Genomic DNA, 13,046 nt, shown 5'->3' on the forward strand with positions numbered 1-13,046 from the left:
CACATAAAACAATTTAATGTCGTTTAAAAAATTAAATTTAGATGAGGCCTTACTTAAGGCGCTCGAAACTCAGGGTTATGATACGCCCACCCCAATACAAAAACAAGCCATTCCAGTAGTTCTTTCAGGAAAAGATCTTTTAGGAGTAGCCCAGACCGGAACAGGAAAAACAGCCGCCTTTGGCCTTCCTATCCTCCAGTTATTAAATGAGAAAAAATTCTCTGGAAAAGGAGTAAGATCCCTAATCCTTACCCCAACAAGGGAGCTCGCCATACAAATAGACGAGAGCCTTGCAGCATACGGCAAGCATACCAGGCTTAAGCATTCGGTTATTTTTGGAGGTGTTTCACAACATTCGCAGGTCAAAAAGCTTAAACGAGGGGTAGACATTCTTGTCGCCACCCCAGGCCGCTTACTGGATCTTATGAACCAGGGCTTTATCAACCTTAAAACCCTCGAGATCTTTGTTCTTGATGAAGCCGACAGGATGTTGGATATGGGTTTTATTCACGATGTAAAAAAGGTTATTAAGAGCCTGCCAGAAAAAAGGCAGACCCTTTTCTTTTCGGCCACTATGCCCGATGAAATACAGAATCTGGCTAAGATGATGCTGAAAAATCCGGTGAAAGTAGAAGTTACTCCGCCGTCTTCAACAGTAGATAAAATTGATCAAAGGGTTTATTTTACCAACAAACCTGATAAGAGAAAGTTACTGCTCCATCTCCTGGAAAGCAATGGCATTGAAAGCGCCCTCGTCTTTACCCGTACAAAGCACGGTGCTGATAAAGTTGCGAGGTTCCTGGATAAAGCAAAGATCAATTCGGCAGCTATTCACGGGAATAAAAGTCAGAATGCGAGGCAAAACGCATTAAAGAACTTCAAAAGTGGAAAACTGAATGTACTGGTAGCAACCGATATTGCCGCCCGCGGAATCGACATTGATGAGTTAGGACATGTGTTTAACTTCGACCTTCCAAACGTTCCCGAAACTTACGTACACCGAATTGGACGTACCGGCCGTGCCGGAAACGAAGGTATTGCCATCTCGTTTTGTGCCGCCGATGAGCGCAAGGAATTAAAAGATATTGAAAAACTGGCAGCTATTAAAATCCCGGTGGTAGAGGAACACCCCTACCCTATGGATCTAAATGCTGAACCTGCACCGGTAGCTACAGGAAACAATCGCAACCGCAATAACAACAGGCAAAGGAGAAGAAGGTAGTGTAGAGGGAAACAACCCGCAAAAATATTTTTAAATGAAAGAGTCTACTCCTGTTGGAGTAGACTCTTTCATTTTTTAAACACTTCGTACTTCCAAATTTTATTTAACCTTCGTACTTCTACCTTCGTACTTCAATCTTATCTTGCCAGGTAGCCGCCGTCTATAGGATAATATGCTCCGGTGGCAAATGAAGCTTTGTCGCTGCCGAGCCAAAGGATCAACTCGGCTACTTCATTGCTCCTGCCCAAACGTCCTATGGGGTGTAAAGAAATCAAATGTTTTTTTATATCCTCATCAAGCTGGTCTAACAAAGGAGTGTCAATAAATGCCGGTCCCACAGCATTGATCCTAATATTCTGAGAAGAATATTCTATTGCCGCATTACGAGTTAAACCCACAGCAGCATGTTTTGCAGCAACATACCCGGCAGAACCTTCAAAGCCCACACTACCTAAAATAGAAGAGATATTGATGATGCTCCCCTGTCCATTTTTTAGCATAGCTGCGATTTGGTACTTCATTCCGTAGAAAATGCTGTGCAGGTTAATATCTATCACCCTGTGCCAACCCTCCAGGCTCATATCTCCAATCTTGTTTGCCTCGCCCCCAATACCTGCATTATTCACAGCAATATCAAGCTTCCCGTAATTTTTTACAGCAAAATCTACCAGGGCCTTATTTTCGGCAGCTGAGGCTACATCTGCTTTAAAGAAACTGGCTGTACCACCAGATTTCTTAATGCGTTTCACTACTTCCTCCCCTGCTTCAGAATTAATATCAGAAACTACAACTTTAGCACCTTCGCGGCCAAAAAGAAGAGCTGTGGCCTCTCCTATTCCCGAGGCCGCGCCTGTAATAATTACAACTTTATCTTTCATAACACTCTGATTTAATTTATTGTAAATTAAAAAATACAGCAATTGAAAAGCATGATTAAAATCAGGAAGAGTTTGAAGAGGGATAAAAATTTGCTATTTTAGAGAAGTATGAAAAAATCTATATCGGGAGTAACAATAGAGCTGCGGCAGGGTGATATTGCGAATCAGGGAGATTGTGAGGCAGTGGTCAATGCAGCCAATGCGCAGCTGGAAACCGGCGGCGGAGTCGCGGGGGCTATTCACACAGTTGCAGGGCCAGAGCTTGCTAGTGAAGCCCGGTCAATGGCACCTATAAAACCCGGAGAAGCTGTAATAACAAAAGCGTATAATCTCCCAAACCAGTACGTTATTCATTGCCTGGGGCCGGTTTACGGGCAGGACAAGCCGGAAGATAGGTTATTGGCTAACTGTTATTCAAATGCTCTGAAGCTAGCTGAAGAGAAGCAAATTTCTTCTATTGCTTTTCCGGCTATCTCAACCGGCATTTTTGGATACCCTGTAGAAGATGCTGCAAAAGTGGCTTTCACAAAATTCATAGAAAGCATTTCTTCTCTGAAACATCTCAAAAATATCATTTTTGTACTGTACAGTGAAAAAGATCTAAACATACACAAAAGAGTGCTTGAGCAAATTTTGCAGGGGAAAGAATATTTAGGCTGAACCTTTCACGCCTTATAAGTTGCGGGTTTCTAGGTTGCGGGTTAATTGCCGGTAAATTTTTTCATTACCGGATATGATTTTTACTTCCTTAAACCTTGAACTTTGAGAGTTAAACCTTCACGACCATTTTACCCATGTTACGCCCTTCAAACAGACCTATAAACGCTTCAGGGAGTTTATCAAAGCCTTCTACGGTGGTTTCATCATAATCGAGGCTTCCATCCTTTAACCAGCTGCTTAACTGCCGCAGCGCTCTTCCGAAGTCTTTTGCGTGATCACGAATTAAAAAGCCCTGCATCAAAGCTGTTTTTTTGATGAGAATATTTTCGGGACGTGGTCCTGTTGGTACATCAGTTTCATTATAAAGAGATATCGCACCACAATTAATGATTCGGGCGTCTTTATTGATGGTTTGCAACACGGCATCCAGAATTTCACCTCCTACATTGTCAAAGTAAACATCTACTCCATCGGTACAAATCCTTCTAATGGCATCGGCCATGTCTTCCTCTTTATTGTAGTTTAGTGCTTTGTCAAGGCCAAATTTTTCTTCCAGATGTTTTACTTTTTCATCACTACCGGCAATTCCCACTACCATGCAGCCTTTAATCTTTCCGATTTGCCCGGCTATGCTTCCCACAGCGCCGGCTGCACCCGAAACTACAAGGGTCTCTCCAGGTTTAAGTCTACCAATTTTATCAAGCGCCAGGTAAGCAGTTAGCCCCGTTAATCCCAGCACGCCAAGAAAGGCTGGTAAAGGTGCGAGTTCGGTATCTACTCTGTTCAAGCCGGTACCGGCAGATACCTGCAGCTCCTTCCATTTTAGCATTCCTGAAACATACTCTCCTTTTTGAAAATTTTGGTTCTTGCTTTCCACAACCTCGGCCACCACCATAGATTCCAGCGGCTCATTGAGCTGAAAAGGAGGAATATAAGATTCTTCATTTCTCATTCTTCCACGCAGATATGGATCTACCGAAATATATAGTGCTTTGAGCAGAATCTCTCCTTCTCCCGGCTTTGGGTCGTTCTCTTCAACAGTTTCAAAATCTGAAGCGGAAGGCTTCCCTGCAGGACGATTCCTGAATATAATGGTTTTGGACATGATTGGTTGGTTTTTATTGAAGATAAGTCTTCTCCAGCATTTTCACAAGCTGAGTTTCGGGTAATTCCAAATTTTAAGAAGTTCTATTTATCGTTTTAAACCAAATCCAAAAATTGTTCTAAAATCTTCATTCCGCAGTACATTCCCATGGCAGTTACCAGGTATTAATTGCAAGATAGACGCCTGATAATCTATAATTATTCTATGAGCGTGGCAGTCCACGGCCGGTGTGTCATTCCGTTGGAAGTAAGAAAAGTGTATGTTCCGCTCATTTCATTCTCATGGAGCTCACCTGTAAGAATGTAGCTCTCGCCTTCATCATCAGGGATCATATCATAGGTTAAAACTTTGCCTTCCATACTCCACTCTCCCCATAGATCATATACCTCGGGTGCTGCGGGCTCGGTATAAAAAGCCGTACCATCTTCATGAAAAACTACATGGCCAATCCAGGAAGTATCTTCATCATGATGGTAAGTAATTTCCCATTTAGATCCTTCCAGGCTATCTGTTTCAACACTCAGCTCTTCTCCATAAGCCGTACCCGCCTCATTTGTAGCAAAGGTTCTGAAGTAATAATTGATCCCGGGATTGAGGTCTTCAATCTTCACCACAAAAGAGCTTTCAGATTGTTTTTGAGTACTTTTCGATATGGAGGTGGTAGCACTTTGCCCTTCGGGTAATGCAACATTATCTTCAAGAGTGGGATTGGGATTGGTACCCCAAACAACACCATAAGACTGAATTTCACTGTCAGTTTCCATAACGGTTCCTGAAATTTGGACAGAAGTATAGGTGATAACAGTTTCAAATTCATCACTTACTGTAACTACTTCGGGTAATTGCGGCTCGCGGTCTTCATCTTCTGAATCGCACCCCAAAAATACGCTTAAGAACATAAGAAGATAAATACCTTTTAATAATGGAAATTTCATAACATCTGTTTTTAAAATGAAAGAGAAAGTTACCCGAAAGTTCCACTCAAGGCAATACCCCCTTATAGGTATTTTACTGATTTAAAGCAACTTACTTGTAAAATGAACCGGTTTTATCCATAAAAAAACCTCTCCGGTTTCCCGGAGAGGTTTTAAATATTTAAAAATTTCAGGAAATTAGTTCTTTCCTTCCATTTTATCTTTCAACGCCTGAAGTTCTGCGTTAACATCACCAATAGTAGTGTTGCTTTGAGCTTGTTGTGCAGCGGCTTTCTTTTGGGCCTGCTTTACAATTTGCTGCTCTTCTTCCTTGTGGATAGCAGTGTGAGATGCTACCACTCTCTTGAATTCTTTATTGAATTCAATGATTTGGAATTCTGCAGATTCTCCCTGCTTCAGTTTGCTTCCGTCTTCTTTTTCAAGGTGACGTTGCGGAACGAATGCAGTGATATCTTCATTAAAATCTATAGTCGCACCTTTGTCAACGATCTCTGTAATTGCAGCTGTGTGAGTAGTTCCTACAGCGAATTCAGATTCGTATTTATCCCATGGGTTAGACTCAGTTTGCTTGTGACCAAGGCTTAACTTACGTCCTTCTACATCTAATTCAAGAACAACTACCTCAAGTTTATCACCTACGTTAGTGAATTCACTTGGATGCTTGATCTTCTTGGTCCATGAAAGGTCAGAAATATAGATAAGTCCGTCAATTCCTTCTTCAAGTTCTACGAACACTCCGAAGTTAGTGAAGTTACGAACAATACCTGTGTGTCTTGAACCTACAGGGTACTTAGAAGTGATGTCAGTCCATGGATCTGGAGTCAATTGCTTGATACCAAGAGACATTTTTCTGTCTTCACGATCTAAAGTAAGGATTTGAGCTTCAACCTCATCTCCAACGTTCACGAAGTCCTGAGCTGAGCGCAGGTGAGTACTCCATGACATTTCAGAAACGTGGATAAGACCTTCAACACCTTCAGCAACTTCGATAAATGCACCGTAATCTGCGATCACAACTACTTTACCTTTTACTTTGTCACCTACTTTAAGGTTCTCGTCAAGAGCTTCCCATGGGTGTTTGCTAAGTTGTTTAAGACCTAACTGGATTCTTGTTTTAGCCTCATCAAAGTCAAGGATAACAACGTTCAGTTTTTGATCAAGTTCAACGATCTCATTTGGATGGTTGATACGTGACCAGCTAAGATCGGTGATGTGAACAAGTCCGTCAACACCTCCAAGGTCAACGAATACACCGTAAGAAGTGATGTTCTTAACAGTACCTTCAAGTACCTGACCTTTTTCAAGCTGCCCAATGATCTCTTTTTTCTGCTCTTCGATATCGGCTTCGATAAGTGCTTTGTGAGATACAACAACGTTTTTGAATTCGTGGTTAATCTTCACAACTTTGAATTCCATTGTTTTACCTACGTATGCATCGTAATCCCTGATTGGTTTCACATCGATTTGTGAACCAGGAAGGAAAGCTTCAATACCAAATACGTCTACGATCATACCACCTTTTGTGCGACATTTCACGTAACCGTTCACGATAAGACTTTCGTCGTGTGCTTTGTTCACACGATCCCATGCCATAATAACACGAGCCTTACGGTGAGAAAGGATCAACTGTCCTGTAGCATCTTCACGAACATCGATCAATACCTCTACTTCATCTCCAACTTTAAGATCTGGGTTGTAACGGAACTCATTAAGAGAAATTACACCTTCACTTTTTGCATTGATGTCAATGATCGCATCACGATCTGTGATGTTGATCACTTTTCCGGTAACTACTTCATCATGTAAAGTGTCAACGAAATTTTCTGCTACAAGCTTTTCAAATTCTTCCAGCTTTTGATCGTCGATAGGATCAATTCCTTCTTCGTAGTTGTGCCAGTTGAATTCCTTTAAGAATTGCTCAGGATCTTGTTGCTGTACCTCTGCATCAGGTTGAGACTTAGTCTCCATACCTGCTACCGGTTGAATTTCAGCGTTTTCAGAACCCTGAACTTCTTGATTTTTTGTTTCTTCAGCCATTGCTGATAATTAATTTGTATCCTGTATTCTTCCGGAAGATATTTGCAATAAAAGAACACAGAAGTGTTTATAATATTGATTTTCAACCCTTTTAGTCTCCCGACCTATTGCTAAAAGGAGTGCAAAAATACAACTATTTATAACAATTTGCAATAATCAATTAACAATTATCAAAGGAGGTTTGTTAGCAGTTTTTTGCCACGAATACACGAAAAATTTTTTGAGACATTCCTTTCAACCTTAGAATTTCCCGAAGACTACGCTGATTTTCGCAGATGCTGCATAGTTTCCTCCAGCGCAGTCGAGAGGCTTTGTCACCACGGGCAGAATCGAAAGACATTGTCACCACGCTCTAAATCCAAAAAGCATTGTCACCTTGAGTCCTTCGGCTATCGCTCAGGACAGGCTCGTCGAGAGGTTATTTTAAATTTTCAAATCCACAAATTTTCAAATTCTCAAATTGAAAGATTGGAATTTGGTGCTTGCTAATTGTTAATTGCCTCATCGTACAACTCGAGGATCTTCTCAAATTGTCCTTCAAGCGTGAGGTGGGAATTGTCTATTTCTTTTGCGTCTTCTGCTTTTACAAGAGGGGAATCTTTTCTTGTGGTGTCTAAAAGGTCTCTTTCTTCAACATTTTCAAGCACCTGCTGGTAGGTCACTTCTTCTCCCCTTTCAGAAAGTTCCTTGAACCTTCTCTGGGCACGCTCCCGGGCGCTGGCTGTCATGAAAATTTTAAGCTCGGCATTTGGAAAAACCACTGTCCCAATATCACGCCCGTCCATTACAATGCCTTTTTCCCTGCCCATTTCCTGTTGTTGTGCAACCAGCATTTCACGTACCTGTGGCACCGCTGCAATCTTACTCACATATTGTGAAACCTGCATTTGTCGGATCTCTTTTTCCACATTCTCACCATTTAAATACATTTCACCAAAACCCACTTCAGGATTAAAGATAAACTTCAGTTTTATAAGGGAAAGATCGGCTATGAGTCCGGCAACATCGAAATTATTTTCAGAAATAAATTTTTTCCGCAGCGCATAAAGGGTAACTGCCCTGTACATTGCGCCAGTATCTACGTACACATAGCCTAACTCTTTGGCTAGCTGCTTTGCCACGGTACTTTTACCTGTTGATGAAAACCCGTCTATTGCAATGGTGATCTTTCTGTTCATAAATGTTTGTTCTTCGGCTTAAAGAGCCAGAAATAGAGACTCTCAAAAATGCCATTTTTGGCACCTCTGCAAAAATAGGTATTTCTTACAGGTTTAAAAGGAAATCGTTCTTAAACAAAAAAAGCCCCGCTGTTAGCGGGGCCCGTTTTCAATTACTTTCTATAACTGTTTAGGATTTTTAACCTTCTCATCGAGGATAGCCAGGTCAATAACCTCAGACATTTCCTTCACATAATGAAAAGTTAGGCCATTAAGATATTCTTCTTTAATATCTTCTATATCCCTTCGGTTTTCTACACAAAGTATGATCTCTTTAATGTGGGCCCTTTTTGCAGCGAGGATCTTTTCTTTGATCCCGCCCACCGGAAGCACTTTACCCCGCAAGGTGATCTCTCCTGTCATGGCGATGCTTTTCTTCACTTTTCGCTGGGTGAATAACGACACAAGGGAAGTAAGCATGGTAATTCCTGCACTGGGGCCATCTTTTGGAGTAGCACCTTCGGGCACGTGAATGTGCACATTATATTTCTCCATTACCTCGGGGTCTATCCCAAGGGCTTCAGCATTTCCTTTAATATATTCCAAAGCAATAGTAGCCGATTCTTTCATCACTTTCCCCAGGTTCCCGGTAATATTGAGGGAGCCTTTTCCTTTAGAAAGAATAGATTCAATAAACAGGATATCTCCTCCTACCTGCGTCCAGGCCAGGCCTGTAACCACCCCGGCAGTCTCGTTATCTTCATATTTGTTGCGCTCGAGTTTGGGGCTGCCCAAAACATCAAGAATATCCGAATCTTTGATCTTAACGTTATACTGCTCTTCCATCGCCATGTTCTTGGCGGCATATCGCACCATTTTGGCAATCTGCTTTTCAAGGCTACGCACACCAGATTCCCGGGTGTAACCTTCAACTATCTTCTCCAGTTGTTTTTTGCCAATCTTCAGGTTGTCTTTGGTAAGGCCGTGTTCTTTTAATTGCTTCGGAAGTAAATGCTGTTTCGCAATCTCAACTTTCTCTTCAATGGTGTACCCGGTCACGTTGATGATCTCCATCCTGTCACGCAGGGCCGGCTGAATGTTACCCAAATTATTTGCCGTAGCTATGAACATCACTTTGGAAAGGTCAAAGGGCATCTCCAGGAAATTGTCGTGAAATTCACTGTTTTGTTCGGGATCCAACACCTCCAGTAAAGCTGAAGAAGGATCTCCGCTATGGCCTATACTCAGTTTATCAATTTCGTCAAGAACAAAAACAGGGTTGCTGGTCCCTGCCTTTTTGAGAGACTGAATGATCCTTCCAGGCATAGCACCGATGTAAGTTTTTCTATGTCCCCTTATTTCGGCTTCATCTCTAAGTCCGCCAAGGGAAACCCGCACATATTCCCTACCCAAAGCTTCGGCAACAGAACGGCCCAGACTGGTCTTACCAACTCCCGGGGGCCCGTAGAGACATAAAATAGGTGATTTCATGTCATTTCTCAACTTAAGAACCGCAAGGTATTCTATAATCCTTTGCTTCACATCTTCAAGGCCATAGTGATCACGGTCAAGAATACGCTGGGCTCGCTTAAGGTCAAATTTATCTTTACTGAAGTCGTTCCACGGCAGGTCCAGGAACAGGTCCAGATAATTCCGCTGAATGGAATACTCGGCCACCTGCGGATTCATCCGCTGCATTTTAGACAATTCTTTAGTGAAGTGTTCTTTTACATTTTCAGGCCATTTCTTCTTTTTTGCCCTGGCGCGCATTTCTTCCACTTCCCCTTCATGAGAAACACCACCCAGTTCTTCCTGGATGGTTTTCATTTGCTGGTGAAGAAAATATTCCCGCTGCTGCTGGCTCATGTCACTTTGCACCTTGCTTTGAATGTCATTGCGAAGTTCCAGCTTGTGATACTCCACATTCATGAACTTAAGCGTGGAAAGTGCCCGTTCTTTAAGATCATTCGTTTCAAGTAGCTTCTGTTTCTCCTCTACTGAAAGATTCATGTTTGAAGAAACAAAATTGATCAGGAACGAAGGACTCTCAATATTCTGTATGGCGAAAGAAGCTTCCGAAGGTATATTTGGGCTGTTCTTTATAATTTGTAAAGCCAGTTCTTTGATAGAATCAATAATGGCTTTAAATTCCTCATTTTCTTCGGCAGGACGTGCCTCGGGCACTTCAATGATCCTGGCCTTCAAAAATGGCTTATCGGCAATTACTTCATCTACTTCAAACCGTTTTTTACCCTGGATGATCACGGTGGTATTTCCATCGGGCATTTTAAGCACCCTAAGAATCCTCGCAACTACCCCAATTTTATTGATGTCCTGTGCGGTAGGATTTTCTACTTTCTCATCTTTTTGAGAAACCACCCCAATAACTTTAGTATCGTTGTTGGCTTCATTAATAAGTTTTATAGAAGTATCGCGACCTGCCGTGATAGGTATTACCACCCCGGGAAATAGCACTGTATTTCTCAAGGGTAAGATAGGTAATATTTCAGGAAGGTCTTCCTTATTTATTTCTTCTTCATCTTCAGGCGTCATTAGGGGAATCAATTCTGCATCTTCATCTATTCCCTGTAATGACAGACTGTCAAGATTTTTAAATTTTGTTCTGCCCATATCTGTTTTTAAGTCAAACTGTCACTGCAGTTATTATATCACAATCTATTTAGTTACTTTACTACCTTTACTCATGCTGTATAACAGGCATTTAAAGCACATTTTAGACACATTATTTCAATTGTTATGCCAACGTTCAGAAAATCAATTAAAAGAAAATTCTGCAAAACTGTAACAAACTTTGTTCTACCTCATCTTTATAGTAAAGCTTTTAAATTTTGACACTAACCACCACACATATTGATGAGCTTTTGGAGAAATGCCGCCGGGGAGACGAGCGTGCCCAAATGAAAGTGTACAACAAGTACAGCAAAGCGATGTATAACGTGGCGCTGCGTATTGTAAAAGACTCTGCGGAAGCTGAAGATATTATGCAGGAATGCTTCTTAAAAGCCTTTGACAAACTTGACACTTTTGAAGGGACATCAACATTTGGCGCATGGCTTAAAAGGATAGTGGTAAACCACAGCATAGGAGTGTACAATAAAAACACCCGGTATACTGAAGTGGAATACCACGACCAATTCAGGCATGCAGCCGATGAATCGGCAGGGATAGCTTCCGAAGAAGAAGAGCAGAATCCAAAAGTAAAGATGATCTTAAAGACCATGGAATCTTTAAAAGAAAATTACCGGGTAGCCTTAACCCTCCATTTAATTGAAGGTTATGATTACGAGGAGATATGTGAAATCTTAAACATTACCTACGCCAATTGCAGAACAACAATTTCACGGGCTAAAGAAAGCCTACGCACCAAATTACTGAGCTATGAAAAATGATAACGATTTAAAGGACCTTTTTGAGGGGCTGGATTTCGATATTGCCGAGCCTACACCACGGCATGAAGATCGCTTCAGGGAAAAACTACGGCAACGCTCTCAAACAAAGAAACCCAGGCACAACGGATTAATTAGCCTGTGGCTACCTGTGATGGCAGTAGCAGCAAGTTTTCTTGTGGCTGTGCTCATCTTCCAGGGGATATTTAACAACCCCTTTACAGGAGAACAGGAACTGGCAAATGTTTCACCAGAGATGAAGCAGACCCAGGAATTCTATTCCTCGGTTATAAGAACTGAGCTAGCCGCATTAAAGGAGCAAAAAACACCAGAAAATGAAGCAGTGATCAATGATGCCCTAACTCAACTGGACATCCTTGAAAAAGATTATGAAACCTTAAAAAAAGACCTGGGAAAAAGCGGCCACGACCAAAGAGTGATCTACGCTATGATAACAAATTTTCAAAAAAGAATTGACCTGTTAAAAATGGTACTTGAAAAAGTAAATGATATAAATACCCTAAAAAACACAAATCATGAAAACAAAACTATATAAGGCTTTGATCGTTCTCTTCCTTATCCCGGCAGTAGCCTGTGCAGAAGGAGATCTTAGAGGAAAATACACCAAACAAAAGCGCGTAAAGAAAGAATTTAAAGTCTCGGCCAATGATATGCTGAAGATCTCCAACAGCTATGGCAACATCGACATCGTAACCTGGAACCAGAACCGGGTAGAAATAGATGTCATTGTTCGCACCAACGGGAATGACGAAGAAAAAGTAGAACAGCGCCTAAGGGAAATTGATGTTGCTTTTAATCAAACCAGTGGGCAGGTAACAGCAAGAACCATCCTTGAGAAAAACAATAACAATTCTTTTTGGGGAAGCCTTTTTGGCGGTAGCAGCAGCAATGTCAACATAGAAATCAATTACAGGGTGAAAGCCCCGGTGACCAACAGCGTAGATCTCTCTAATGACTACGGAAGCATTAACCTCGACAAGCTGAAAGGTGATGCTCAAATCTCCTGTGACTACGGAAAGATCATGATAGGCGAACTTCACGGGAACAACAATGAGTTGGATTTTGACTACACCCGAAACAGCAGCATTGGCTATGTAAAACGTGCCAGGATCAACGCCGATTACTCTGAGTTCACCATAGATGAAGCCGGAACCCTGGACCTGAGTGCCGATTATACAGATTCCAACATTCTGAAAGTAGAACATCTATCTTTCAACAACGACTACGGCTCCCTAAAAGTGGAAAAATTAAAGAACATGAAAGGAGAAGGCGATTACCTGGGAATAAAACTTGGACTTTTGTACGGCAGCCTCAATCTCAATATGGATTACGGTTCACTGGTAATTCAAAAGATCATGCCCAGCTTTAAAGACATCAATATCAACAGCGATTACACGGGAGTGAAGCTGGGATATGACAGGGAAGCCTCTTTTAGCTTTGAGATAAAAACGGCTTATGGAGGTGTTAATGGAGTAAATAACAGTAACTTCACTGTAAATAAACGCAACCACAGCGGCAGTGATAATTATTACCAGGGATACCACCGCACCGAAAATACAGGAGGAAAAATCTATGTAGATTCCAGCTATGGCAGTGTTTCCTTTACCGATTAATATTTAAAGAA

At 41.6% G+C, this 13,046-nt stretch carries 11 protein-coding genes; 5 read left to right on the plus strand and 6 right to left on the minus strand.

Annotated elements, in window-relative coordinates:
* The first annotated feature begins 16 nt into the window (after positions 1–16).
* The gene (locus VS868_RS01940; RefSeq protein ID WP_345599007.1) at positions 17–1,222 is read left to right on the plus strand and encodes a DEAD/DEAH box helicase; all 1,206 of its coding nucleotides are present in this window, start codon (positions 17–19) and stop codon (positions 1,220–1,222) included.
* 137 nt (positions 1,223–1,359) lie between these two features.
* Here VS868_RS01940 and VS868_RS01945 read toward each other — a convergent pair whose 3' ends face one another.
* Positions 1,360–2,100 (minus strand): SDR family oxidoreductase, encoded by a 741-nt coding sequence (locus VS868_RS01945; protein WP_345599008.1) that lies wholly within the window; start codon positions 2,098–2,100, stop codon positions 1,360–1,362.
* Between the two features lie 108 nt (positions 2,101–2,208).
* Here VS868_RS01945 and VS868_RS01950 point away from each other — a divergent pair, with 108 nt between their 5' ends.
* Positions 2,209–2,760, plus strand: coding sequence for a macro domain-containing protein (locus VS868_RS01950; protein WP_345599009.1), 552 nt, complete (start codon positions 2,209–2,211; stop codon positions 2,758–2,760).
* 109 nt (positions 2,761–2,869) lie between these two features.
* On the opposite strand, the gene VS868_RS01955 is transcribed toward VS868_RS01950, so the two are convergent.
* The 5 genes from VS868_RS01955 to lon all read right to left on the minus strand — a co-directional run bounded on the left by VS868_RS01955 (position 2,870) and on the right by lon (position 10,625).
* The gene (locus tag VS868_RS01955; protein ID WP_345599010.1) at positions 2,870–3,865 is read right to left on the minus strand and encodes an NADP-dependent oxidoreductase; all 996 of its coding nucleotides are present in this window, start codon (positions 3,863–3,865) and stop codon (positions 2,870–2,872) included.
* A gap of 197 nt (positions 3,866–4,062) precedes the next feature.
* The gene (locus VS868_RS01960) at positions 4,063–4,800 is read right to left on the minus strand and encodes a hypothetical protein (protein WP_266069554.1); all 738 of its coding nucleotides are present in this window, start codon (positions 4,798–4,800) and stop codon (positions 4,063–4,065) included.
* 177 nt (positions 4,801–4,977) lie between these two features.
* On the minus strand, positions 4,978–6,837 hold the full coding sequence (gene rpsA, locus VS868_RS01965; RefSeq protein WP_266069555.1) for a 30S ribosomal protein S1: 1,860 nt from the start codon (positions 6,835–6,837) through the stop codon (positions 4,978–4,980).
* Between the two features lie 485 nt (positions 6,838–7,322).
* Positions 7,323–8,015, minus strand: a complete 693-nt coding sequence (gene cmk / locus VS868_RS01970) for a (d)CMP kinase (protein WP_266069556.1) — start codon at positions 8,013–8,015, stop codon at positions 7,323–7,325.
* A 159-nt stretch (positions 8,016–8,174) separates the two neighbouring features.
* Positions 8,175–10,625: an endopeptidase La gene (gene lon / locus VS868_RS01975; protein ID WP_266069557.1), complete on the minus strand. Its 2,451-nt coding sequence runs from the start codon at positions 10,623–10,625 to the stop codon at positions 8,175–8,177.
* Positions 10,626–10,843: 218 nt separating this feature from the next.
* Between lon and VS868_RS01980 the strand changes: the two genes are divergently transcribed.
* The 3 genes from VS868_RS01980 to VS868_RS01990 are packed head-to-tail and all read left to right on the plus strand — an operon-like array spanning position 10,844 to position 13,035.
* Positions 10,844–11,404, plus strand: coding sequence for an RNA polymerase sigma factor (locus tag VS868_RS01980; RefSeq protein WP_345599011.1), 561 nt, complete (start codon positions 10,844–10,846; stop codon positions 11,402–11,404).
* Positions 11,394–11,957, plus strand: coding sequence for a DUF4179 domain-containing protein (locus VS868_RS01985; RefSeq protein WP_266069559.1), 564 nt, complete (start codon positions 11,394–11,396; stop codon positions 11,955–11,957). The genes VS868_RS01980 and VS868_RS01985 overlap by 11 nt, the downstream gene beginning before the upstream one ends.
* On the plus strand, positions 11,938–13,035 hold the full coding sequence (locus VS868_RS01990; protein WP_266069560.1) for a hypothetical protein: 1,098 nt from the start codon (positions 11,938–11,940) through the stop codon (positions 13,033–13,035). The genes VS868_RS01985 and VS868_RS01990 overlap by 20 nt, the downstream gene beginning before the upstream one ends.
* The last annotated feature ends 11 nt before the right edge of the window (positions 13,036–13,046 follow it).

The organism is Salinimicrobium sp. 3283s (genome assembly GCF_039602225.1).
Taxonomy (GTDB): domain Bacteria; phylum Bacteroidota; class Bacteroidia; order Flavobacteriales; family Flavobacteriaceae; genus Salinimicrobium; species Salinimicrobium profundisediminis.